This is a genomic window from Thalassococcus profundi, assembly GCF_003344785.1.
Lineage (GTDB): Bacteria > Pseudomonadota > Alphaproteobacteria > Rhodobacterales > Rhodobacteraceae > Puniceibacterium > Puniceibacterium profundi.
In genome coordinates this window covers 49,588-71,548 of record NZ_QPMK01000001.1, presented here as the reverse complement: position 1 = coordinate 71,548, position 21,961 = coordinate 49,588, and the positions used below count along the sequence as shown (strand labels likewise).

Genomic DNA, 21,961 nt, shown 5'->3' with positions numbered 1-21,961 from the left:
GTTCAGTCGAAGGCCGCTTCGAGCGCGATTTCCACCATATCGCCGAAACTCTGTTCGCGGTCTTCCGCGGACAGGGCTTCGTGGGTGAGGAGATGGTCCGACACGGTCAGCACCGCCAGGGCGCGGACACCGTGGCGGGCGGCGAGGATGTAGAGCTCTGCCGCTTCCATCTCGACCCCGAGGATGCCGTGGCGGGTCATCTGTTCGTTGAGGTCGGGGCGTTCGTCGTAGAACACGTCGGACGAGTAGATGCCGCCCACGTGCAGCGGCGCGCCGCGCGCCTCGGTCGCGGCGACGGCGGCGCGCAAAAGCGACCAGTCGGCGCAGGGCGCGAAGTTCACTTCGCGGAAGATGCCGCGTGACGGGGTCGACAGGGTTGTCGCCGTCATGGCGAGGATGATGTCCCTGATCTGCACCTTTTCCTGCATCGCGCCGCAGGACCCGATGCGGATCAGGGTCTTCGCGCCATAGTCGCGGATCAGCTCGTTGGCGTAGATCGACAGGCTCGGCATCCCCATGCCCGAACCCTGGATCGTCACCCTGTTGCCGCGCCAGGTCCCGGTGAAACCCAACATGCCCCGCACGTCGTTGACCCGCCGGACATCGTCCAGAAAGGTCTCTGCCGCCCATTTCGCACGATAAGGATCGCCCGGCATCAGAACCGTTTCGGCGATCTCTCCGGGCTTGGCGCCGATATGGATCGTCATGCGATCAGATTTTCATATCGTCCAGCGACTTTCCGGCATTGAGCGCATCGAGAACCCAATTCGGCTTGCGTCCGCGGCCGGTCCAGGTCTGCGAGCGGTCTGCCGGATTGGCGTATTTCGGCGCGCTTTTCGACCCTTTGCCGGAGCCGCCCAATAGCTCGTCCAGCGAAAAGCCGTATTCCTTGGCGGCATGCTCCGCGGCTTTCTTGGCCTCTGCTTTGCGGCGCGCGTCGATGGTTTTCAGCGCCTTGTCGACATCGGTTTTCAGTTGCTTCAGGTCGTCTTTGGAAAGGGATTCTAGGTCTATTTGCATTTTCGTCTCCAGAGTGGTGAGTTTAAATTCTCCTTTTTTCCATTGGGATCAAGTCCCTCTCTTGTGACAATCCTGCTTTTTTGCGGAAACGGCGAAAGCCCGCGCACCCAAAGGGAGAGCGCGGCTTTTGGCTGACACGTTTTGGTAAAGATTTGTCGCCGGACATATCGGAATTGACGCTGATCCGACACAATTCGTTCTGAAATCCGTGTCCCTGGGTTTCGAACGACCGCGCTTATTCCGCGGCCACCGATTGTGGATCGGCCAGCGTGACGATATCCCGCATGATGGCGTTCAGTTCAAAGTCTTTCGGCGTATAGACCTTGGCGACGCCCATGGCGCGCAGCCGCTGGGCATCCTCTTCGGGAATGATGCCGCCGACGATGACCGGCACATGGCCCAGGCCCTCGGATTTCAGCCGCTCCATCAGGTCCTCGACCAGCGGAATATGCGAGCCCGACAGGATCGACAGGCCCACCACATGCGCACCGTTGCGGGCGGCGGTGACGATTTCCTCGGGGGTGAGGCGGATACCCTCGTAGTCGATTTCCATGCCGCAGTCGCGGGCGCGGAAGGCGATCTGTTCGGCGCCGTTGGAGTGGCCGTCGAGCCCCGGCTTGCCCACGAGGAAACGCAGGCGCTTACCCAGGCGGTCGCTGACCGCGTTCACCGCGTCGCGGATGTCGTCCAGGCCTTCGGTCTTGTTGCTGACCGATTTCGACACGCCCGTGGGGCCGCGGTATTCGCCGTAGACGGCGCGCATCTGCGCGGCCCACTCGCCGGTGGTGACGCCGGCGCGGGCGCAGGCGATCGACGGTTCCATCACATTGCGGCCCTCCTCGGCGGCGGCGCGCAATACGGCCAGCGCGGTCTTGACGGCATCGTCGTCGCGCGCGGCCTTCCATTCGTTCAGCCGGGCGATCTGATCGGCTTCGACGCCGGGATCGACGGTCATGATGCCGCCGTCCTCCCCCATCAGCGGCGAGGGTTCGGAGGCCTGCCACTTGTTGACGCCGACGACGACGGTCTCGTTGCGTTCGATCCGGCCCACGCGTTCGGCATTGCTGTCGACCAGCCGACCTTTCATGTACTCGATGGCGCCGATGGCGCCGCCCATGCTTTCGAGGTTGGCCAATTCGGCACGCGCGCCGTCTTTCAATACCTCGACCTTGGCATCGACTGCGGGATTGCAGTCGAAAAGATCGTCGAATTCCAAAAGGTCGGTTTCATAGGCCATGATCTGCTGCATCCGCATCGACCATTGCTGGTCCCAGGGACGGGGCAGGCCGAGCGCTTCGTTCCAGGCGGGCAATTGCACGGCACGGGCGCGGGCCTTTTTCGACAGGGTCACCGCCAGCATTTCGATGAGGATGCGGTAGACGTTGTTTTCCGGCTGCTGTTCGGTCAGGCCCAGGGAATTGACCTGTACGCCGTATCGGAAGCGGCGGAATTTCGGATCCTCGACGCCGTAACGTTCGGCCAGGATCTCGTCCCAGAGATCGACGAAGGCGCGCATCTTGCACATCTCGGTGACGAAGCGAATGCCGGCATTCACGAAAAACGAAATCCGTCCGGCGAGCATCGGGAAATCCTCGGCCGGAACGCGCGGTTTCAATTCGTCCAGCACCGCGATGGCGGTGGCGAGCGCAAAGGACAATTCCTGCTCCGGCGTCGCACCCGCTTCTTGCAGGTGATAGGAACAGACGTTCATCGGATTCCATTTCGGCACGTTCTTGTAACAGTATTCAGCCACGTCCCCGATCATTTTCAGCGAGGGTTTGGGCGGGCAGATATAGGTGCCGCGGCTCAGGTATTCCTTGATCAGGTCGTTCTGCACCGTGCCCTGGAGCGCGCCGACATCCGCGCCCTGTTCCTCGGCCACCGCGATGTAAAGCGCCAGCAGCCAGGGCGCCGTGGCGTTGATCGTCATAGAGGTGTTCATCTGGTCGAGCGGAATCTCGTCGAAGAGCGTGCGCATGTCGCCCAGATGACAGACCGGCACGCCGACCTTGCCGACCTCGCCGCGGGCCAGGATGTGGTCGCTGTCATAGCCGGTCTGCGTGGGCAGGTCGAAGGCCACGGACAGTCCGGTCTGCCCCTTGGCGAGGTTGCCGCGATAGAGCGCGTTCGACGCCTTGGCGGTGGAATGGCCGGCATAGGTGCGGATGAGCCAGGGCTTGTCGCGGGTCGGTGTCTCGGTCATGGGGTCCTCGTGAATCATCCGGGCAATCTTGTTGCGTTTAGGCGTGGATACGCGAAAGAATGTGTCGCTGTCAATTCGCCGCATCGCAGCAAGGCGGCGATGCCCGAACACAGGATGATGCGCGGGCCGGTTACGCGCAAGAGACATGCGGCGGCTCGCCAAGCCGCGATACGTCCAGGCTGATTTTTTGCATTCGACGGGGTCGTCTCCGACCAAAGGAGGGCCAGGGCACGGGTTCAAATGGCCGCACTCCGCCTGCCTGGCTCTTGCCGGACCGGCGGATGGCTGGTTTGGTCTGTACATGACCCGTACCGTGTCCCTGCCGCTATGGCTGTTCGTCCTGATCCTGCTGTTCGCGGCGGTGACCTTCGCGTCACATTTCCTGTTTCCGTCGGTGCGCTGGTACCTGCGTCGGCGGGCCGAGCGCGTGGTGGCGCAGCTCAACGCGCGGCTGGAACGTCCGATCCAGCCGTTCAAGCTGGCCCGCCGGACGGACATGATCCAGCGGTTGCTGTACGACCCCGAGGTAACGCAGGCGATCGTCGAACATGCGCGTGAGAACAATGTGCGCGAGGACGTGGCCTTTGAGCAGGCGCGGCGCTACGCGCGGGAAATCGTGCCCTCCTTCTCTGCCACCGCCTATTTCGGGATCGCCATCCGGCTGGCCCGGATGCTCAGCACGGCTCTTTACCGCGTGCGGCTGGGCTATTCTGACGAGGCGGCGCTGAACGGGATCGACCGCGACGCGACCGTGGTCTACGTGATGAACCACCGCAGCAACATGGACTACGTTCTGGTGACCTACCTGGCCGCGCGCCGGTCAGCGTTGTCCTACGCCGTGGGCGAATGGGCGCGGGTCTGGCCGCTATCGGTCCTGATCCGGGCGATGGGGGCGTATTTCATCCGGCGCAAGTCGCGCGGGGCGCTTTATCGCCGGGTCTTGGCGCGCTACGTGCAGATGGCGACACGCGGCGGCGTGGCGCAGGCAATGTTTCCCGAAGGCGGTCTGAGCCTCGACGGTGCGATTGCGCCGCCAAAGCTGGGGTTGCTGAAGTATCTCACCGACGGGGTGGACCTCGCGGCGCGCGATGTCGTTTTCGTGCCGGTGGCGCTGAACTACGACCGCGTGCTCGAGGATCGCGTCCTGCTCGAGGCTGGCGCGTCGGGCACTCGGCGGTTCCGCGCGCGGATCAGCGTTGTCGCCCTGCATGCCCTGCGGTTGTTGTGGCGCAAGATCGCCGGGCGGTTCCGGCGCTTCGGCCATGCAGCGGTGAGTTTCGGCATGCCGCTTTCGCTGCGGGCACGACCGGAACTGGCCGAGGACACGGACGCTCTGGCGGCAGAAGTCATGGCCCGCATCGCCGCCGCGGTGCCGGTTCTGCCGGTGCCGCTGGTGGCGCAGGCGTTGCTGAGCCATGGCGCCCGCAGCCGCGCAGAGCTTGAGCGCGACCTGGCCGAGATGCTGACGCATGTGCCGCCCGCCAACGTGGCGCTTCCCAACGACAACCGCGGCCTTGCCGTCGAAGAGGCGCTGCTGGGCCTCTGCAAGCGGCGTCTCGTGGCGTTTGACGGCACCCGCTATACGCCGGTCGAGGCCGAAAAGGAAACGCTGGACTTCTACGCCCGGTCGATTCGCCACCTGATCGGGTGAGTTTCTGCATCCGCTCGGTCATAAAATTACAAAACACGTCTTAATGTTGTTGCAATGTTGCGTATGGGGCTATATTTCCCAGAAAACCGCCGCGATTCTGCATTGCGGCAAAACCTTGAACCTGGACGAGGAGGCCCCGATGGCTCTGGACACGCAAACCGGTATCGCGAGCTACGACGCACCCGAGAAAGACCTCTACGAGATCGGGGAAATGCCGCCGATGGGCTACGTTCCCAAGAAGATGTACGCCTGGGCGATCCGGCGCGAGCGGCACGGCGATCCCGACAAGAGCTTTGAGGTCGAGGTGGTCGACACCTGGGATGTCGACAGCCACGAAGTACTGGTTTTGGTGATGGCCGCGGGCGTCAACTACAACGGAGTCTGGGCCGGGAAGGGCGTACCGATCAGCCCCTTCGACGTGCACAACCAGGATTTCCATATCGCCGGGTCCGACGCGTCGGGCATCGTCTGGAAGGTCGGGGAAAAGGTCACCCGCTGGAAGGTCGGCGACGAGGTCGTGATCCACTGCAACCAGGACGACGGCGACGACGAGCACTGCAATGGCGGCGACCCGATGTTCTCGCCCAGCCAGCGGATCTGGGGCTATGAGACCGGCGACGGCTCTTTCGCGCAGTTCACCAAGGTGCAGGCGCAGCAGCTTATGCCGCGGCCCAAGCACCTGACCTGGGAGGAAAGCGCCTGCTACACGCTGACGCTGGCCACCGCCTACCGGATGCTCTTTGGGCACGAGCCTCATGATCTCAAGCCGGGCCAGAACGTGCTGGTCTGGGGGGCATCGGGCGGTCTTGGCTCCTACGCGATCCAGCTGGCCAACACCGCCGGCGCCAATGCGATCGGCGTGATCTCGGACGAAAGCAAGCGACAGTTCGTCATGGACCAGGGCGCCAAGGGCGTCATCAACCGCAAGGAATTCGACTGCTGGGGCCAGCTGCCCACGGTCAACAGCCCGGAATACAACGCCTGGCTGAAAGAGGCGCGCAAGTTCGGCAAGGCGATCTGGGACATCACCGGCAAGGGCAACAACGTCGACATGGTGTTCGAACATCCGGGCGAGTCGACCTTTCCGGTGTCGGCTCTTATCTGCAAGAAAGGCGGGATGGTGGTCATCTGCGCCGGCACCACCGGCTTCAACTGCACCTTCGACGTGCGGTACATGTGGATGCACCAGAAGCGTCTGCAGGGGTCTCACTTCGCGCATCTCAAGCAGGCGTCGTCGGCGAACCAGCTGATGATCGAACGGCGGCTCGACCCCTGCATGTCCGAGGTGTTCGAATGGGCCGACATCCCGGCGGCGCATATGAAGATGATGCATAATCAGCACAAGCCGGGGAACATGGCGGTGTTGGTGCAGGCGCCCAAGACCGGCCTGCGGACGCTCGAGGACGCGCTCGACGCGCGCCGCTAACGCCACGCGATCCCTCGCAAAGCCCGCGAATCGCCATGGCGTTCGCGGGCTTTGTGCATTCCGGAATGGGCGACTTTTGGAAACAATGGCTTCCGATTTCGCAACCCGCTATTTCTGGGGATGTGAAATACGCGAATGTTAACCGAAACGACCACATGCTAAGATTGTTTTAACTTTTCATTAACCACTGCAGCATGAGGTTCATATGGCGCATGACTGGATAATCGATGTTCTGACCGATCTCAGGGCCTTCGCGCGGGCCAACGGGCTACCTCATCTGGCCGAGCAGCTGGATGAAACCCATCTGGCAGCCCGGAAGGAGATCGCGTCGCAGGCGAAAGGGTCGTCAATTGGGCTGCGCGCAGTTGTCGCCACAGATGGATTTTATTCTGGCGCAGCTGGAATGCGTCGAAACCCGTGAGGAGTTGCAGCGCACGTCCGAGGCGTTGCGCGATTTCTGCGGAGTCGATCACCTCATCTATCACTGGGTCAACAGCAACGGCGAACAATGGGGCTGCGGCACCTATCCGCCGGACTGGGTGCAACGGTATATCGAAAAGGGTTATTTGAAGATCGACCCTGTGATCCAGGGATGTTACCGGCACTTTCACCCGGTCGACTGGAAAAGCCTCGACTGGTCCGGCAAGGCGGTCCGCGCCTTCCTGCAGGATGCGATCGACCACGGCATCGGCAACCAGGGCTATTCGATCCCCATCCGCGGACCCAACGGCCAGTTCGCGCTTTTCACCGTCAGTCACCACGCATCGGACGACGATTGGGCTTCCTTCACCGAGGCCAACCGCCGCGACCTGATCCTGCTGGCGCATTACTTCAACCACAAGGCGCTGGAGCTGGAACCGGGCCGCACGCCGGAACCGGCGCAGGCGCTCAGCCCGCGCGAGGTCGAGGCGATTACGCTGCTGGCGGTCGGCTACAGCCGGGCGCAGGTGGCCGACGCGCTGTCGATTTCCGAACATACGGTGCGGGTCTATATCGAAAGCGCCCGGTTCAAGCTGGGCGCGCTCAACACCACCCATGCCGTGGCGCGGGCAATGGCGCGCGGGCTGATCGTGGTCTGACCGCGCACCGTACGCCGCATTTGCCGGTCGTTAACCGTCTTTCCGCCACCCTCCCTCCAGACATCGAGGGAGACGGACATGATCCAATATCTATATGCAGACCAGCTTTCATCCTTCCCGGCCCTTGCCCGCGCCATGTTCCGCGACCGCGCCGACCAGTTCGCCACGCGCCTCAAGTGGGCGGTCGAGGTCGATGCGCAGGGCGAGGAACGGGACGAATACGACGCGCTGAACCCGCTCTATGTCATCTGGGAGACGTCCGCAGGCGGCCATGGCGGGTCGATGCGGCTGATGCCGACCGTGGGCCGCACCATGGTCAACGATCATTTCAGCCATCTGACCGACGGCGTGCGCATCGAAAGCCCCTTCATCTGGGAATGCACCCGATTCTGCCTCGCCCGCGACGCCGGGCCGGGCGTCGCCGCGGCGCTGATGCTGGCGGGGGGCGAGGTGATGCGCGGCTTTGGCGTCGAACATTACGTCGGCGTCTTCGACGCCCGCATGGTGCGGATCTACCGGATGATCGGCGCCTCGCCCGAGATCGTGGGCAGCCAGGGCACCGGCGCCGACCGGATCAGCGTCGGCCTGTGGGACTTCACCCCCGAGGCGCAGGCGCGGGTCGCACAGCGCGCGGGCGTGTCGCCCGAGCTGTCGCGGCACTGGTTCGAACGCGCTTTCGGCGGCGCCGGCCCGGCGCGGGGCGACATGCGCGCGGCTTGATACTGGTGCTGGGCGGGGCAGGGTTGTAGGGTCCGCCCATGACCCTGCCCGCACTGACATTCTCCGACGATCAGGCCGAAGCCTACGACCGAGTCACGACGCTCTTGCGCGAGGCCGGGGTCGATCTGACCGATGGGCTCGTGCTGCCCGCCAAGGAAGGATCGTCCCGCCTGATGGCGCTGGTCGGAAAGGCCGGGTCGGGCAAGACGCTGCTGCTGGCCGAGCTCTACAAGGCGCTGGAACAGGCCGGCGTCGACGTGGTGTCAGGCGACTACGAATCGCGCAAGCGCCGCGACAAGCGGACCCTGGCGATCCTCGCCCCCACCAACAAGGCGGCGAGCGTGTTGCGGATGCGCGGCGTGCCCGCGACGACGATTCACCGCATCCTCTATTCGCCGGTTTACGATCCCGAGTACGAGAAGATCGCCGAATGGCTCCTGGGCAACGGCGAACGGCCAGAAACCGAGGCGCTGAGCGAAGAGGCGCTGGACCGCGCCTTTGCCTCCTACCAGGGCCACAAATCCGTGCCCGCCGCCCTGGCCGCCGCCGGTCTTCGCGGGTCGGATTTCATCACCGGCTGGAAACGCCGCGAGGAACCTCTGGACATCGGCTTCGTCGACGAGGCTTCGATGCTGGACGAACGCCAGTTCGAGGACCTGCAGGAAATTTTTCCCAACCTGCTGCTCTTCGGCGATCCCGCGCAGCTGGCACCGGTCAACAGCCCCGGCGGCATGGTCTTCGACAGCCTGAAACCGGCGCAGAAGATGGAATTGCACCGCATCCACCGACAGGATGCTGACAACCCGATCCTCGACCTCGCCCATGCGCTGGCCGACCCTCAGCTCGAATTCTCCGATTTCGAACGCATGGTCGAAGAAAAGTCCAGGCAGGATGACCGCGTCGTCTGGGGCCAGCGGGTCGAGGTGGACCTGATGGCGCGCTCGCCGGTTCTGGTCTGGCGCAACGCCACGCGCATCCGCCTGATCCACGCCTTCCGCAAGGTCCACGACGCGCCCGAGACAGAGCTTCTGCCCGGCGAGCCGCTGATCTGCGACGGGCTCGAACTGCCGCTCAAGCATCGCAAGAAACGCCTCGACCTCGAGGCGCGCGGCCTGATCAAGGGCGCGCAGGTCGTCTACCTCGGACCCGGGCGCAACCCCGGGTTTTCCAAGCTGCACGTCATGGGCGCCGAGGATCCGCAGGTGTCCGCCGCCTCCATCGTCAAGATCGAGAAGCCCGACGAGGAAGAGCCCTTTATCCCTTATGCTGCCCGGATGGGAGCCACCTTTCTGCACGGAGCCGCGGTCACAATTCACAAGGCCCAAGGCTCGCAGTGGGACACGGTGCAGGTCTTCGCGCCCGACCTCTTCGTCGCCGCGCGCATGGGCCGTGTGGAGGCGGGGCAGCCGCTGTGGAAACGGCTGGCCTACGTCGCGATCACCCGGGCGCAGGAACGGTTGATCTGGGTGGTCCGCAATCGTTTGTCGAAACCCACCGGCCCTCTGGTGGTGGACGATCTGAAACGCGTGGCCCCGGCGCCGTTGCAATTGCAGGCGGAGGAATTCGAATGAGCACGATCCTGATCACCGGCGCCAGCTCCGGCATCGGCCGCGCCTGCGCCGAGGCGTTTCTCGACGGGGGTTGGCATGTGGGCCTGCTGGCCCGGCGCGAAGACGCGTTGCAGGAGGTGGCGGCGGGAAGGGACACGGCGCATGTGCTGCCCGCCGATGTTACCGACGCGGTGCAGGTGGACGCGGCCTTCGAGAGCTTCATCGGCCGTGTCGGGCGGCTCGACGTGCTCTTCAACAACGCCGGGATGTTCGGCCCCGCGGCGCCCATCGACGAGGTGTCGCTGGATGATTGGGAGCAGGTGCTGCGCGTCAACCTGCACGGCATGTTCCTGTGCGCCCGCGCCGCCTTTGGCGCGATGCGGCAGCAGGAACCGCTGGGCGGGCGGATCATCAACAACGGCTCGATCTCGGCCCATGTGCCGCGCGACGGGTCGGTCTGCTACACCGTGACCAAACATGCGATCACGGGCCTCACCCGGACACTGAGCCTCGACGGGCGGCCCTTCGACATCGCCTGCGGGCAGATCGACATCGGCAACGCACGCACCGACCTGCTGGGCGGATTGGTCGACCGCGCCCGCGCCGCCGGAGAGCCGGAGCCGCCGACCATGGACGTGGCCGAGGCGGTAAAGTCGGTGCGGCTGATGGCGGACATGCCGCTCAATGCCAACGTGCAGTTCATGACGGTGATGGCGACCAAGATGCCGTATATCGGCCGGGGCTAAAAAGGCGGGCCGGGGTGCCGACCCGCCGCTGGCTTTTACAGCTTTACGATCTGCTTGCCCATGTTGCCGCCCTTCAGCATCGAGATGAAGGCAGGCACCATGTTCTCCAGCCCTTCGGCCACGTCTTCGAGATAGGCGATCTCGCCCTTCGCGACCTTCGGCCCGACCTCTTTCAGGAAGGCCGGGTAGTCGTCCCAGTGGTCGAAGATGATGAAGCCCGAGACCCGCAGCCGCTTGACCAGCACCGCGCGCCACATCTGCGGCAGGCGGTCGGTGCCGTCACCGTCGACGCCGCCGTACCAGGAAATCATCCCGCAGACCGGGATGCGACCGTGCGTGTTCATCAGCGGCAGCACCGCTTCGAGCACCTTGCCGCCGACGTTCTCCCAGTAGATGTCGACGCCGTCCGGCGCTTCTGCGGCGATGGCCTTGCGCAGGTCCGACGCGCTGTCATGCGCGCGGTGGTCGATGGCCGCATCGAATCCGAAGGTGTCCCTCGCCAGCGCGCATTTCTCCGGCCCGCCGGCGACGGCCACGGTGCGCAGCCCCGCGGCCTTGGCCAGTTGCCCCACCATTGACCCCACCGGCCCGGTGGCCGCCGCCACGACCAGCGTCTCTCCGGCCTTGGGCATTCCGAAACGGTTCAAGCCGACCCACCCGGTCAGCCCCGGCATAYCCAGCACGCCAAGCGCCGTCGAAGGCGGCAGGTCGTCCGAGAGTTTGCGCAACTCGGACCCCGGCAGGCAGGCATGGCTGGCCCAGCCGGTCATGCCTGTCACGAGGTCGCCCGTCGCAAACCCGTCGGCCCTGGACGCCAGAACCCGGCCAACGCCCTGTCCGGTCATCGTGCCGCCGATCTCGACCGACGGCGCGTAGCTTTTCACTTCGTCCATGCGTCCGCGCATGTAGGGATCGAGCGACAGGTGGGTCACCTCGACCAGAACCTCGCCGTCACCCGGCTCGGGCATCGGCTCGGTGCGCAGGTCGAAATCCTCGGGGACGGGATGTCCCTGGGGGCGGCGGGCGAGGGCGATGCGTTGGAACGTTGCGGACATGGAGGACTTTCTGCCGGTTCGGGGAAATGTGGTTGCACGCGACGGAGCGGCTGCGCAGTGTACCTAGACCAGTTCAGCAGAAGGCAAGGGAGGGCCGGATGCAAGGCATGATGATGAACCAGCCGCTGTCGATCATCGAGATCCTGCGCTACGCGGCAGAGGCGCATCCGGGCGGCGAGGTCGTGTCGGTGCGGACCGAAGGCGACCTGCATCGCGAATCCTATGCCGAGGCCTACGCGCGCGCCGCGCAGCTGGCGCATGGGCTGACGGGCCTCGAGATCGCTCAGGGCGACCGGGTGGCGACGCTGGCGTGGAACGGCCACCGGCATTTCGAGCTTTACTACGGCGTTTCGGGCATGGGGGCTGTCTGCCACACGATCAATCCGCGCCTCTCGGCCGAGCAGATGCTCTATATCATCCACCACGCGGGCGACCGGGTTCTGTGCTTCGACACAACCTTCCTGCCGATCGTCGAGGGCATCGCCGACCAGCTTCCCAAGGGCCTGCACCTGGTGGCGATGACCGACCGGGCGCACATGCCGGAAAGCCCGCTCAACCTGCTCTGCTACGAAGAGCTGCTGGACGGGCAGGACACCACCTTCGACTGGCCCCAGCTGCCCGAGGATACCGCCGCCGCGCTCTGCTACACGTCCGGCACCACCGGCAACCCCAAGGGCGCGCTCTATACCCACCGCTCCACTGTGTTGCACGCGATGGGGGAATCCATCGCGCTCAAGGACAGTCTCACCGAAGGCGCTCGCATTTTGCCCGTGGTGCCGCTCTTCCATGTCAACGCCTGGGGCCTGCCCTATGCCGCGCCCCTGACCGGCGCGAGCCTGATCATGCCGGGGCCGAAACTCGACGGTGCATCGCTTTTCGACCTGATGGAGGCCGAGGGCGTCACCTCGGCCTGGGGCGTGCCCACGGTCTGGCTGGGCCTGCGCGCCGAGATCGACAAGCGCGGGCGCAACCCGGGCAAGTTCGCCCAGGTCGTCGTCGGCGGTTCGGCGGCGCCGCGTAGCATGATCGAGGGCTTCGAGAACTCCGGCGTCGATGTCTGCCACGCCTGGGGCATGACCGAAATGTCGCCCATCGGCACGCACGGGTTTCTCTCCGCGCCGCACCGGGAATTGCCGCAAGAGGAACAGCTCCGGCTCAAGTGCAAGCAGGGCCGCCGCATGTTCGGTGTCGAGCTCAAGATCGTCGACGAAGAGGGCAACCGCCTGCCGCATGACGGCAAGGCCGTGGGCGAGCTTTACGTGCGCGGCAACGCCATCGTCTCGGGCTATTTCAACAACGAAGAGGCGAGCGCCCAGGCCATCGACGCCGAAGGCTGGTTCGGCACCGGCGACGTCGCGCATATCGACGAACGCGGCTTCCTGTCGATCCAGGACCGCAGCAAGGACCTGATCAAGTCGGGCGGCGAATGGATCAGCTCCATCGACCTCGAGAATATTGCCATGGCGCATCCGAAGGTCGCCAATTGCGCGGTGATCGCCATCGCGCATCCCAAGTGGGACGAACGCCCGCTGCTGGTGGTGGTGCCGAAGTATGCAAACGACCCGCCGACGCTGGCGGAGATTCACGAGATGATGCTGGGCAGCATGGCGAAATGGCAGCTGCCCGACGACATCGCCTTTGTCGAGGATCTGCCGATGACCGCCACCGGAAAGGTGTCGAAACTGACCCTGCGCGAGCGCTTCGCGGATTACACGCTGCCCGATGCTGGCTGACGACCTGCGGCTTTTGCCGCCGCAGACCTCGGACTGGATGACGCTGGACGCGGCCCGCGTGCGCGCCTTCGCCGACGCCACCGAGGACTGGCAGTTCATCCACCTCGACGCAGAGCGCGCGGCGGCGGAGACGCCCTTCGGCGGCTGCGTGGCGCATGGGTTCCTGACGCTGTCGATGCTCTCGGCCATGTCCTACCAGGTGACGCCAAACCTGCCGGGCATGACCGCCAGCATCAACTACGGCTTCGACCGCATCCGCTTTGTCTCGCCGGTGCCGGTGGGATCGCGGGTGCGCGGGCATTTTACCGTCTCGGCCGTGGACGAGGCGCCTGGGCAGTTGACGGTGCACTGGGACGTGAGCATGGAACGCGAGGGATCGGACAGGCCGGCGCTGGTCGCCGCCTGGATCACCCGCATCGCATTGGAGGACTAGGCATGGATCTGGGCATCACGGACAAAGTCCGCCCGCTGATCGACAAGGTGCGGCGCATGGTCGAGGACGAGATCGCGCCGCTGGACGCGGAATTTCACGCCGAGGTGGGCAAGCATCCCTCGGGCGACCGGTTCCGCCACACCGACCGGCAGCTGGAGATCCTCGATGGGCTGAAGGCCAAGGCGAAAGAGCGGGGATTGTGGAATTTCTGGCTGACGGAGTCGGAGCGCGGCTATGGCCTCAGCACGGTGGAATACGCCTATCTTGCCGAGGAAATGGGAAAGGTCGGCATCGCCGCCGAGGTCTTCAACTGCAACGCGCCCGACACCGGCAACATGGAGGTGCTGGAACGCTACGGAACGCAGGCCCACAAGGACCGCTGGCTGGGCCGGCTGCTCGAGGGCGAGATCCGCTCGGCCTACGTGATGACCGAGCCCGATATCGCCTCCTCCGATGCGGCGCAGCTGAAATTCCGCGCGGTGCGGGACGGGGATGCTTACGTTCTCAACGGCGAGAAGTGGTGGATTTCCGGCGCGGGCGACCCGCGCTGCGGTCTGTATATCGTCATGGCGATGACCGACCCCGATGCTGCCAAACACGCGCGGCACACGATGTTCGTCATGGACCCGGACACGCCCGGCGTGGAAAAGCTCCGCCCGATGCAGGTCTTCGGCCAGGACGACGCGCCGCACGGCCACCTGCACCTGCGCTTCACCGATGTGCGGGTGCTGGCGGAAAACGTCGTGCTGGGCGAAGGCCGCGGTTTCGAAGTGGCGCAGGGCCGGCTGGGGCCGGGGCGCATCCACCATTGCATGCGCGCCATCGGGCAGGCCGAGAAGGCCCTGCAGATGATGTGCGAACGTGGCCTTTCGCGCGAAGCCTTCGGCAAGAAGCTGGTCGAGCTCGGCGCCAATTACGACATCATCGCCAACGCCCGGATGGAGATCGAGATGGCGCGGCTGCTGTGCCTCAAGGCCGCCTGGATGATGGACACCCAAGGTGTGCGCGCGGCGCAGCCGTGGATCTCCAAGATCAAGGTCGTGGCCCCCCTGATGGCCGGCAAGGTGATCGACGAGGCGATGCAGCTGCACGGCGCGGGCGGCATCAGCCAGGATTTCGACCTGGCGCATATGTGGACCCATGTCCGCACCCTGCGCTTTGCCGACGGCCCGGATGCGGTGCACCGCCGGCAGGTCGCCCGCGCCGAGCTGCGCAAATACACCGGCAACAAGGGCTGAGCCATGGACGAGGCGCAGCTTGACGCGGTGGCCGACTGGATGGCGGAGCACGTGCCGGGCTTTGGCGGGCCGCTGACGGCGCGGAAATTCGACGTCGGCCAGTCCAACCCGACCTACCGGCTGGACAGTTCCTCGGGCGCTTACGTGCTGCGGCGCAAGCCGCCCGGCGTGCTGCTGAAATCCGCCCATGCGGTCGACCGCGAATTCCGCGTGCAGCGGGCCTTGAGGGATACAGCGGTGCCGGTGCCGGAGATGCTGGCGCTTTGCGAGGACGACACGGTGATCGGGTCGGCCTTCTACGTCATGGACCATGTGCCGGGGCGCAACATCGACGATCCCTCCATGCCCGAGGCCACGCCAGAAGAGCGCGCCGCCATCATGGCCGAGATGAACCGGGTTCTGGTGGCGATCCATGATGTCGATATCGAAGCCGTGGGCCTGTCGAACTACGGCCCGCCTGGCAACTACTACGAACGCCAGCTGGGCCGATGGACCAAGCAATACCGCGCCTCGGAAACCAGCGCCGTGCCCGACATGGACCGGCTCATCGACTGGCTGGGCAGGCACCTGCCGCCGGAGGACGGCCGGCGCACGCTGGTACACGGCGACTATCGCATCGACAACATGCTCTTTGCCGAGGACGGACCGGCGTGCCGTGCGGTTCTGGACTGGGAACTGTCGACCATCGGCCATCCCTATGCCGACCTCGCGGGTGTCATCATGCAATGGCAGCTGCCACCGGGGCCCGAGGGGCGGGGGCTCGCGGGGCTCGACCGCGTGGCGCTGGGCCTGCCCTCGGACGAGGCCTTTGTCGCCGACTACTGCGCCCGGCGCGGGCTGGACCGGATCGACGGCTTCGGCTTCTACGTGGCCTTTGCCTTCTTCCGCATGGCGGCGATCCTGCAGGGGGTCAAGAGACGTGGGCTGGACGGCAATGCGTCCAACCCGGAAAAGGCGGCGCGCCTCGGGGCCTTCGTGCCGCGCTTTGCCGCTTTGGGTCTGGAGGCGGCGCAGGCATGAGCGATCTCGATCCCCGGTTCGACGAGGCCGTCTATCCTTTCGCGGCACATCTGGGCATGCGCATGACCGGCTGGCGGCAGGGCTGGGCGCGGTTCGAACTGCCGCTGGAGACCTTCACGCAGAACCGCCACGGCAATCCGCATGGCGGCGTGCATGCGTCGCTGCTGGACACGGTGATGGGCTACGCCGGCTGCTGGACCGGCGACCCGGAGGTGCGGCAGATGGCGCTGACCCTGTCGCTCAACGTGCAGTACCTGTCGCGGCCCAGGGGCGCGCTGCTGATCGGCGAGGGCTGGCAGACCGGCGGCGGGCGCAGCACCTTCTTTGCCGAAGCGACGGTGGTGGACGAGACCGGCGAGGTGATCGCCAAGGGGACGGGCGTGTTCCGTTATCGCAAGGGCGGATGATCGCCCGTTCCGGGCGATACGAGAGACGCCGTCCGATGCGCTTGCGCATCGGCGCAGCAGCATCGCCCGACGGGCGATACGAGAGACGCTGTCTCTCGTGCTCTCTGGAGGTTTATCGGCAAGATGAAGGGGCGCCCCGTGTCGGGCGTTCCGCGCCGGGGCGGTGGGCGCCAGCCTCCGGCCTTGCCGTCGCGCAAATCGCGGGTTTGCGTCCGGAGCGGGGTCAGTAGCCGGCGCCGCGGTCCACGAGGTGCAGGAGCGGCTCTCCGGCTTCGCCGCGGCGCACGTTTTCCGCGATGACGCGGCTGGCGCTGTCGGGGCGGGTTTCTGAAGCGATGTGCGGGGTCACCGTGACCTTGGGGTGGGTCCAGTAGGGATCGTCCTGCGGCAGGGGTTCGGTGCGGAAGACATCGAGCGTGGCATGGCCGATCTGGCCGCTGTCGAGCGCCGCGATCAGGGCGGCGTCGTCGATCAGGGGACCGCGGCCGGGGTTGACGATCGCCGCCCCCCGCGCCGTCAGGGCCAGGGTGCGGGCGTTCAACACGCCGCGGGTGGCGGGTGTGTCGGGCAGCAGCAGCACGACGATCTGCGCGCCGCTCAGGGCAGCGTCGATTCCGTCGGCACCCGAAAAGCTCTCGACACCGTCCTGTTCGTGGCCCGACCGGCTCCAGCTGCGGACCGGAAAGCCCAGGGAGACGAGTTGCCGCGCGCAGGCCTGCCCCAGCGCACCGAAGCCGAGGATCGCCACCGGGCGGTCACGCGACAGCGGCGGCGGGCTGGCGTCCCAGCGGTTCTCGGGGTTGACGATATGCGCGTCCATGCCGAGGTGATGGCGCAGCACGTGGCCGGTCACGTATTCGACCATGCCCTGGCCCAGCCCCTCGTCGTCGACCATCCGCGTCAGCGGCACGGTCAAGGTGTCGTTGCCGACCACGCCTTCGACCCCGGCCCAGAGGTTCAGCACGGCCTTGAGCCGCGTGTAGGGGGTGAAGTCCCGCACCGCGCTGTTGGGCGCGTAGACGATGTAGTCGACGGTTTCGGGCGCGGCCTCGGTGCGCAGGTCGTAATCGAGTCCGGTGGCGTCCAGCGCACTGCGCAGCGGGGCTTCGTAATGCGCCCAGCGGTCGGGCCGGGCGGCAAAGAGGACGGTTACGGGCATGGTCACCTCGGTCTGTGGATATGGGCGCTTTGCACGAGGCCGAAGGCGACCATGAGCACCAGCATGGCCGAGCCGCCGTAGCTGACCAGCGGCAGCGGCACGCCGACGACCGGCGCCAGGCCCATGACCATCGACATGTTCACGGCAAAGAAGAGGAAGAACGTGAGCCCGATCCCGAGTGTCAGCAGCGACGAGAACCGGTCGCGGTTCTGCAGGGCGGAGAAGATGCAGAAAACGAGGATCAGCACGTAGAGGATCAGCAGCGAGACGGCGCCGACGAAGCCGAATTCCTCGGCCAGGGTGTTGAAGATGAAATCGGTGTGCTTTTCAGGCAGGAAGTTCAGCCGGCTTTGCGTGCCCTGCATGAAGCCGCGCCCTGTCCATCCGCCGGAGCCCATGGCGATCTTGGCCTGGGTGATGTGATACCCCGCGCCCAGAGGGTCCGAGCTTGGGTCGAGGAAGGTGTCGATCCGGCGGAACTGGTAGTCCTTCAGCATCTGCCAGTCGGTGCCGCGGCTGCGGAACACCATCGCGACAAAGCCAGATCCGGCGGCGATCACCATGCCGAAATAGGCCCAGTGAACGCCGGCGATGAACATCATCAGCCCGCCGCCGATGATCAGCAGCAGCGCGGTGCCGAGGTCGGGCTGGGTGAGCACCAGCCCTGTCGGCAGCAGGATCAGCACCACCGGCAACAGGACCCAGAGCGGGCGCGAGGTCTTCTTGATCGGCAGCCAGTCGTAATAGGCCGCGAGCAGCATCACCATGGTGACCTTCATCAGCTCTGACGGCTGCAGCCGCATGAAGCCGAGGTCGATCCAGCGCTGCGCGCCCATGCCGACGGCTCCGAAAAACTCGACCACCACCAGCAGCAGCACCGAGACGATGTATGCCACCACCGCCATGTTGCGCCAGAACCAGATCGGGACCATGGCGACCACGAACATCGCGATGAGCCCGAGGACATAGCGCTTCATCTGCGGTTCGGCCCAGGGGCTGAAGGACCCGCCGGCCACCGAGTAGAGCATCAGGAACCCGACGCCCGCCACCGCCGTCAGCAGGATGACCAGCGGCCAGTTGAGATACAGCACCTTGCGGAAACCCGCGGGCACCGTCTTGACGGTATATTCGAGATAACTCATGCGCGGCTCGACGCGTTGCTGAGCCGCTCTTCGCGTTCGCGGGCAAAGCGTTCCTGCTGCGCCTTGATGCGGCTGCGGTCGGCGGAGGGATAGGCTTCGAGCGGCGGGGTCCCGCCGTAGAGCGCCTGCAGGGTCACGTCGCGGTTGATCGGCGCCGCGGCGGCAGAACCGCCGCCGCCGTGTTCGACCACGACAGACACGGCGATGCGGGGATTGTTGTAGGGTGCGAAGTTGACGAAAAGCGCGTGGTCGCGCTGTTCCCACGGCACGTCCTCGTTGCGCACGACCTGGTTGCGCACCTGGCTGGTCCCGGACTTGCCGGCCATCTCGTAGCCTTCGGAGACGATGCGCGACCGGTAGCCGGTGCCGCGCCGGTTGTTGGACACCGCATGCATCGCCTTGCGCACCTGGCGCAGGTGGTTTTCGTTCATGCCCATGCTCTCGCCGCCGCGCGACGGCGTGTCCACGCCGTCAATGCGCTTGACCAGCCGCGGGCCGATGTTGCGCCCAGTGGCGATGCGCGCGGTCATGATCGCCTGCTGCAACGGCGAGGAGAGCACGAAACCCTGCCCGATGGAGGCGTTGACCGAATCCCCGATCAGCCAGGACGCGCCGCGTTCGCGCAGCTTCCATTCCTTGTCGGGGACCAGCCCCGCCGTCACCGCCGACATCGGCACGTCGGGCGCTTCGCCCAGGCCCAGGCGGCGGGCCATCTCGGCGATGCGTTCGATCCCGACCTTGAGCGCCAGTTCGTAATAATAGACGTCGCAGCTTTCGCGGATGCTTTCCTCGAGGTTGACCCAGCCATGTCCGGCGCGTTTCCAGCAGTGGAAGCGCCGCGATCCGACCTCGAGATGGCCGGGGCAATAGGCGGTGTCATCGGCGGACATGATCCCTGATTCCAGCGCCGCCAGCGCGCAGATCATCTTGAAGGTCGAGCCCGGCGGATAGGCGTCCTGCACGGTCTTGGAGGCCAGCGGCCGGTGGTTGTTGTCGCGCAGCACGGAATAATCCGCGACCGAGATGCCGCGCACGAACTTGTTGGGGTCGTAGGAGGGCGACGATGCGATGGCGAGGATGTCGCCGTGTTCGAGGTCCATGACCACGCAAGAGGCGGATTCCTGGCCGAGCCGCGCCTTGCAGTATTCCTGCAGCCCGCTGTCCAGCGTCAACTGGATGTCGGTGCCGGCGTCGCCCTCGCGGCGGTCGAGCTCGCGCATCACCCGGCCCACGGCGTTGACCTCGACCCGCTTGGCCCCGGCATCGCCACGCAGCTGTTCCTCGTACTTGGCCTCGACCCCGACCTTGCCGATCTGGAAGCGGGGGATGCGCAGCACCGGTTCGGGGTCCTCGTACCGCGCGAGGTCGCGCTCGCTGACCGGGCCGACGTAGCCGACCACATGGGCGAAGGTCTCGTGATGCGGATAGAAGCGCGACAGGCCGACCTCGGGGGTCACGCCGGGCAGGGCCGGGGCGTTGACGGCGACGCGGCTGATGTCTTCCCAGCTGACCCGGTCGGCGACGGTGATTGGCAGGAACGGCGCCGAACGGTCCATCTCGGTCAGCGCGCGGTTCAGCTCGTCCTCGTCAAGCTCGACCAGGGTCGACAGGCGCGCGATCACGTCCTCGACGTTGCCGGCATCCTCGCGCACCATGGTGATGCGGTAGCTGGGCGCGTTCTCGGCGATCACCACGCCGTTGCGGTCGAAGATCTGCCCGCGCGACGGCGGGATCAAGCGGATGTTGATCCGGTTCTCTTCCGCCAGCAGGCGGAATTCGTCGGCCTGATCGACCTGCATGAAGCGCATGCGCAGGCCGAGGATTCCGGCAAAGCCCAGCTGCGCACCACCCAGGATCAGGCCGCGGCGGGAGATCTTGCGCACGCTTTCTGCGCTGTCTCTCGGGGTGCGTCTCATAACGAATGCCCCAGCCGGTCGACCTCTCCGGGGGTGGAGCGGCGCACGCCGAAGATCAGGTGCGAAAGAACCACCACCACCGGATAGAAGGCGAGTGTCATGACATACTGGATCAGCGTGAGGAACATGGTGCCGGGTGCCACGATGAGCAAGAGAAGGATAAGGCGGTATACCAATGTGATGGCCAGCAGGCACCCCGCGACGGTGATCCACTCCAGCACAAATGTGTTATCGCGGTGCCGCCGTTCGCGGGATTTCAGCCATTCCACCGCCAGCACCACCAGCGCCGCCCAGAGACCCGGCGGACGCTGGAACACCAGGTCGGCCAGCAGCATCACCCCGGCCACCGCAAAGGTCGGCACGTAGTCGGGCCGGCGCAGCGCCCAGGCAAAGCAGAGCGCCACGATCAGGTCCGGCGCGGCCCAGCGGCGCGGCGTCGTCTCGAGCGGCAGCAGGTGGAAGAACACGATCACCAGGCAGATCAGCACGAAGGCCGCGCGCATGGTCCAGGTCCGGGCGGCGCCTTGGTCAACCATCGGCGGCCTCCGCGGTGTCGGGGGCGATTTCTTCGGGCGGTGGCGTGTTGGTGCCGGGCGGTTCGTCCGGCAGGATCAGGGCGCTGGGCTGGCTGACCTTGCGGGCGCCGTGGTCACGCAGCACGCGCAGGAATTCGAGCCGCTCGTAATCCGCCGCCAGCCGCGTCCGCAGCCGTCCGCCGGGATCCTGCGCCACCTGACCGATCAGCAAGCCGGGGGGGAAGACGTCGCCGTCGCCGCTGGTCACGATGCGGTCGCCGGGGCGCACCATGTCGGGGTTCTCGAGGAAATCGATGGGCGGCGCGGCGGTGTTGTCACCTATGATGAGCGCCCGCTGGCCCGAGGGCTGGATCGTCGCCGGGATGCGGCTGGTGGAATCGGTCAGCAGGATGACCCGGCTGGTGTTGTCGCCGACCCCCGAGATGCGGCCCACCAGCCCGATCCCGTCCATCGTCGCCCAGCCGTCGACGATGCCGTCGCGGGATCCGACGTTGATCAGTACCGTCTGCCGGAAGGCCGAGCCGGAATCCGCCAGAACCACGCCGGTGATGTAGGTCAGCCGCGGATCGAGCCGCACGTTGTTGAGATCGCGCAGCCGGGCGTTTTCCTGCTCGAGCTGCAGGGCCGCCTCTTTCCACGAGGTCATCTGCCGCAGTTCGCGCCGCAGCTCCTGGTTCTGTTCGTAGATGTTCTGGTAGCTGCGGAAATCGCGCAGGAGCTTGACCGAGGCCGTGACCGGCGCCATCGCCCAGTCGAAGCTGGGCACCACCGTGTCGATCACCTGCGCGCGGAACCGTTCGACCCGCGGGCTGTCGATGCGCCAGAACAGGAACAGACCGACCAGGCACAGGATCAGAACCGCCAAAAGCAGGCGCTTCAGCGGGCCGGTGTAGTCTTCGCCGTTGATGCGGTCGCGTGCCAATTGAG

Annotated in this window: 21 protein-coding genes; 12 read left to right on the top strand and 9 right to left on the bottom strand. The window is 65.8% G+C overall.

Annotated features, from left to right (window positions below):
* Positions 1-2: 2 nt before the first annotated feature.
* From deoD to DU478_RS00320, 3 genes are all read right to left on the bottom strand, one after another.
* Positions 3-707, bottom strand: coding sequence for a purine-nucleoside phosphorylase (gene deoD, locus DU478_RS00330; RefSeq protein WP_114508946.1), 705 nt, complete (start codon positions 705-707; stop codon positions 3-5).
* A gap of 4 nt (positions 708-711) precedes the next feature.
* A complete protein-coding gene (locus DU478_RS00325; protein ID WP_114508945.1) occupies positions 712-1,020 on the bottom strand; it encodes an H-NS histone family protein in 309 nt (102 codons plus the stop codon).
* Between the two features lie 235 nt (positions 1,021-1,255).
* Positions 1,256-3,223, bottom strand: a complete 1,968-nt coding sequence (locus tag DU478_RS00320; protein ID WP_114509300.1) for a protein meaA — start codon at positions 3,221-3,223, stop codon at positions 1,256-1,258.
* A gap of 301 nt (positions 3,224-3,524) precedes the next feature.
* Here DU478_RS00320 and DU478_RS00315 point away from each other — a divergent pair, with 301 nt between their 5' ends.
* From DU478_RS00315 to DU478_RS00285, 7 genes are all read left to right on the top strand, one after another.
* Positions 3,525-4,874 (top strand): 1-acyl-sn-glycerol-3-phosphate acyltransferase, encoded by a 1,350-nt coding sequence (locus DU478_RS00315; RefSeq protein ID WP_114508944.1) that lies wholly within the window; start codon positions 3,525-3,527, stop codon positions 4,872-4,874.
* A 139-nt stretch (positions 4,875-5,013) separates the two neighbouring features.
* The gene (gene ccrA, locus DU478_RS00310; protein ID WP_114508943.1) at positions 5,014-6,300 is read left to right on the top strand and encodes a crotonyl-CoA carboxylase/reductase; all 1,287 of its coding nucleotides are present in this window, start codon (positions 5,014-5,016) and stop codon (positions 6,298-6,300) included.
* Between the two features lie 205 nt (positions 6,301-6,505).
* Entirely contained in the window at positions 6,506-6,721 is a 216-nt protein-coding gene (locus DU478_RS00305; protein WP_114508942.1) for a hypothetical protein, read from the top strand.
* A complete protein-coding gene (locus tag DU478_RS00300) occupies positions 6,678-7,379 on the top strand; it encodes a helix-turn-helix transcriptional regulator (RefSeq protein WP_114508941.1) in 702 nt (233 codons plus the stop codon). Before DU478_RS00305 ends, DU478_RS00300 begins: the two co-directional genes overlap by 44 nt.
* A 78-nt stretch (positions 7,380-7,457) precedes the next feature.
* On the top strand, positions 7,458-8,099 hold the full coding sequence (locus DU478_RS00295) for an acyl-homoserine-lactone synthase (protein WP_114508940.1): 642 nt from the start codon (positions 7,458-7,460) through the stop codon (positions 8,097-8,099).
* Between the two features lie 38 nt (positions 8,100-8,137).
* Positions 8,138-9,670: an ATP-dependent DNA helicase gene (locus DU478_RS00290; protein WP_114508939.1), complete on the top strand. Its 1,533-nt coding sequence runs from the start codon at positions 8,138-8,140 to the stop codon at positions 9,668-9,670.
* Entirely contained in the window at positions 9,667-10,395 is a 729-nt protein-coding gene (locus DU478_RS00285) for an SDR family oxidoreductase (protein WP_114508938.1), read from the top strand. The genes DU478_RS00290 and DU478_RS00285 overlap by 4 nt, the downstream gene beginning before the upstream one ends.
* A gap of 35 nt (positions 10,396-10,430) precedes the next feature.
* Here the strand turns inward: DU478_RS00285 and DU478_RS00280 are convergent, their stop codons facing one another.
* Positions 10,431-11,450 (bottom strand): NADP-dependent oxidoreductase, encoded by a 1,020-nt coding sequence (locus DU478_RS00280; protein ID WP_114508937.1) that lies wholly within the window; start codon positions 11,448-11,450, stop codon positions 10,431-10,433.
* Positions 11,451-11,548: 98 nt separating this feature from the next.
* On the opposite strand from DU478_RS00280, the gene DU478_RS00275 reads away from it, so the two are divergent.
* The 5 genes from DU478_RS00275 to DU478_RS00255 are packed head-to-tail and all read left to right on the top strand — an operon-like array spanning position 11,549 to position 16,281.
* On the top strand, positions 11,549-13,183 hold the full coding sequence (locus tag DU478_RS00275; RefSeq protein ID WP_114508936.1) for a long-chain-fatty-acid--CoA ligase: 1,635 nt from the start codon (positions 11,549-11,551) through the stop codon (positions 13,181-13,183).
* Positions 13,173-13,616 (top strand): MaoC family dehydratase, encoded by a 444-nt coding sequence (locus tag DU478_RS00270; RefSeq protein WP_114508935.1) that lies wholly within the window; start codon positions 13,173-13,175, stop codon positions 13,614-13,616. Before DU478_RS00275 ends, DU478_RS00270 begins: the two co-directional genes overlap by 11 nt.
* Positions 13,617-13,618: 2 nt before the next feature.
* Complete coding sequence (locus DU478_RS00265; protein ID WP_114508934.1) at positions 13,619-14,854, top strand: acyl-CoA dehydrogenase family protein; 1,236 nt, start codon at positions 13,619-13,621, stop codon at positions 14,852-14,854.
* 3 nt (positions 14,855-14,857) lie between these two features.
* Complete coding sequence (locus tag DU478_RS00260; RefSeq protein WP_114508933.1) at positions 14,858-15,874, top strand: phosphotransferase family protein; 1,017 nt, start codon at positions 14,858-14,860, stop codon at positions 15,872-15,874.
* Positions 15,871-16,281 carry a PaaI family thioesterase gene (locus DU478_RS00255; RefSeq protein ID WP_114508932.1) on the top strand — a complete coding sequence of 137 codons (411 nt, stop codon included), beginning with the start codon at positions 15,871-15,873 and terminating at the stop codon, positions 16,279-16,281. The genes DU478_RS00260 and DU478_RS00255 overlap by 4 nt, the downstream gene beginning before the upstream one ends.
* Before the next feature lie 223 nt (positions 16,282-16,504).
* Here DU478_RS00255 and DU478_RS00250 read toward each other — a convergent pair whose 3' ends face one another.
* From DU478_RS00250 to mreC, 5 genes are read right to left on the bottom strand one after another with little or no spacing between them, the layout of a single operon-like run.
* Positions 16,505-17,440 carry a 2-hydroxyacid dehydrogenase gene (locus DU478_RS00250; protein WP_114508931.1) on the bottom strand — a complete coding sequence of 312 codons (936 nt, stop codon included), beginning with the start codon at positions 17,438-17,440 and terminating at the stop codon, positions 16,505-16,507.
* Positions 17,441-17,442: 2 nt separating this feature from the next.
* Complete coding sequence (rodA, locus tag DU478_RS00245) at positions 17,443-18,582, bottom strand: rod shape-determining protein RodA (protein WP_114508930.1); 1,140 nt, start codon at positions 18,580-18,582, stop codon at positions 17,443-17,445.
* Complete coding sequence (mrdA, locus tag DU478_RS00240) at positions 18,579-20,498, bottom strand: penicillin-binding protein 2 (RefSeq protein WP_114508929.1); 1,920 nt, start codon at positions 20,496-20,498, stop codon at positions 18,579-18,581. Before mrdA ends, rodA begins: the two co-directional genes overlap by 4 nt.
* Positions 20,495-21,034, bottom strand: coding sequence for a rod shape-determining protein MreD (locus DU478_RS00235; protein WP_114508928.1), 540 nt, complete (start codon positions 21,032-21,034; stop codon positions 20,495-20,497). The genes mrdA and DU478_RS00235 overlap by 4 nt, the downstream gene beginning before the upstream one ends.
* Entirely contained in the window at positions 21,027-21,956 is a 930-nt protein-coding gene (gene mreC / locus DU478_RS00230; protein WP_114508927.1) for a rod shape-determining protein MreC, read from the bottom strand. The genes DU478_RS00235 and mreC overlap by 8 nt, the downstream gene beginning before the upstream one ends.
* Positions 21,957-21,961 lie beyond the last annotated feature (5 nt).

Coding starts and splice junctions, on each gene's coding strand:
- deoD (WP_114508946.1), bottom strand. CDS start 707: ATGACGATCCATATCGGCGCCAAGCCCGGAGAGATCGCCGAAACGGTT.
- DU478_RS00325 (WP_114508945.1), bottom strand. CDS start 1,020: ATGCAAATAGACCTAGAATCCCTTTCCAAAGACGACCTGAAGCAACTG.
- DU478_RS00320 (WP_114509300.1), bottom strand. CDS start 3,223: ATGACCGAGACACCGACCCGCGACAAGCCCTGGCTCATCCGCACCTAT.
- DU478_RS00315 (WP_114508944.1), top strand. CDS start 3,525: ATGACCCGTACCGTGTCCCTGCCGCTATGGCTGTTCGTCCTGATCCTG.
- ccrA (WP_114508943.1), top strand. CDS start 5,014: ATGGCTCTGGACACGCAAACCGGTATCGCGAGCTACGACGCACCCGAG.
- DU478_RS00305 (WP_114508942.1), top strand. CDS start 6,506: ATGGCGCATGACTGGATAATCGATGTTCTGACCGATCTCAGGGCCTTC.
- DU478_RS00300 (WP_114508941.1), top strand. CDS start 6,678: ATGGATTTTATTCTGGCGCAGCTGGAATGCGTCGAAACCCGTGAGGAG.
- DU478_RS00295 (WP_114508940.1), top strand. CDS start 7,458: ATGATCCAATATCTATATGCAGACCAGCTTTCATCCTTCCCGGCCCTT.
- DU478_RS00290 (WP_114508939.1), top strand. CDS start 8,138: ATGACCCTGCCCGCACTGACATTCTCCGACGATCAGGCCGAAGCCTAC.
- DU478_RS00285 (WP_114508938.1), top strand. CDS start 9,667: ATGAGCACGATCCTGATCACCGGCGCCAGCTCCGGCATCGGCCGCGCC.
- DU478_RS00275 (WP_114508936.1), top strand. CDS start 11,549: ATGCAAGGCATGATGATGAACCAGCCGCTGTCGATCATCGAGATCCTG.
- DU478_RS00270 (WP_114508935.1), top strand. CDS start 13,173: ATGCTGGCTGACGACCTGCGGCTTTTGCCGCCGCAGACCTCGGACTGG.
- DU478_RS00265 (WP_114508934.1), top strand. CDS start 13,619: ATGGATCTGGGCATCACGGACAAAGTCCGCCCGCTGATCGACAAGGTG.
- DU478_RS00260 (WP_114508933.1), top strand. CDS start 14,858: ATGGACGAGGCGCAGCTTGACGCGGTGGCCGACTGGATGGCGGAGCAC.
- DU478_RS00255 (WP_114508932.1), top strand. CDS start 15,871: ATGAGCGATCTCGATCCCCGGTTCGACGAGGCCGTCTATCCTTTCGCG.
- DU478_RS00250 (WP_114508931.1), bottom strand. CDS start 17,440: ATGCCCGTAACCGTCCTCTTTGCCGCCCGGCCCGACCGCTGGGCGCAT.
- rodA (WP_114508930.1), bottom strand. CDS start 18,582: ATGAGTTATCTCGAATATACCGTCAAGACGGTGCCCGCGGGTTTCCGC.
- mrdA (WP_114508929.1), bottom strand. CDS start 20,498: ATGAGACGCACCCCGAGAGACAGCGCAGAAAGCGTGCGCAAGATCTCC.
- DU478_RS00235 (WP_114508928.1), bottom strand. CDS start 21,034: ATGGTTGACCAAGGCGCCGCCCGGACCTGGACCATGCGCGCGGCCTTC.